This is a genomic window from Ramlibacter pinisoli (genome assembly GCF_009758015.1).
In the GTDB taxonomy this organism is placed as follows: Bacteria; Pseudomonadota; Gammaproteobacteria; order Burkholderiales; family Burkholderiaceae_C; genus Ramlibacter; species Ramlibacter pinisoli.
Genome location: NZ_WSEL01000005.1, coordinates 1 through 965 on the forward strand (window position 1 = coordinate 1; position 965 = coordinate 965).

General features: G+C 66.1%; 1 protein-coding gene. It reads left to right on the forward strand.

What is annotated here, in order from left to right; translation table 11 throughout:
• The coding region (gene tuf, locus GON04_RS13125; protein WP_157398527.1) for an elongation factor Tu at positions 1 to 965 on the forward strand (965 nt) is incomplete at both ends.

The window sequence follows — 965 nt, forward strand, 5'->3', positions numbered from 1 at the left end:
GCTCCGGAAGAAAAAGCGCGCGGCATCACGATCAACACCGCGCACGTCGAGTACGAGACGGCCAACCGCCACTACGCCCACGTGGACTGCCCGGGCCACGCCGACTACGTCAAGAACATGATCACCGGTGCCGCCCAGATGGACGGCGCCATCCTGGTGTGCTCGGCCGCCGACGGCCCGATGCCCCAGACGCGCGAGCACATCCTGCTGGCGCGCCAGGTGGGCGTGCCGCACATCATCGTGTTCCTGAACAAGTGCGACATGGTCGACGACGCCGAGCTGCTCGAGCTGGTCGAGATGGAAGTGCGCGAGCTGCTGACCAAGTACGACTTCCCCGGCGACGACACCCCGATCATCCACGGCTCGGCCAAGCTGGCGCTCGAAGGCGACAAGGGCGACCTGGGCGAGAAGGCCATCATGAAGCTGGCCGACGCGATGGACACCTACTTCCCGACCCCGCAGCGCGCGGTGGACGGTGCGTTCCTGATGCCGGTGGAAGACGTGTTCTCCATCTCCGGCCGCGGCACGGTGGTCACCGGCCGGGTCGAGCGCGGGATCATCAAGGTCGGCGAGGAAATCGAGATCGTGGGCATCAAGGCCACGCAGAAGACCACCTGCACGGGCGTGGAGATGTTCCGCAAGCTGCTCGACCAGGGCCAGGCCGGCGACAACGTGGGCATCCTGCTGCGCGGCACCAAGCGCGAGGACGTCGAGCGCGGCCAGGTGCTGTGCAAGCCGGGTTCGGTCAAGCCGCACACGCACTTCACGGCCGAGATCTACGTGCTGAGCAAGGACGAGGGCGGCCGCCACACGCCGTTCTTCAACAACTACCGTCCCCAGTTCTACTTCCGCACCACGGACGTGACCGGCGCCATCGAGCTGCCCAAGGACAAGGAGATGGTGATGCCGGGCGACAACGTGTCGATCACCGTCAAGCTGATCGCCCCGATCGCCATGGAAGAAGG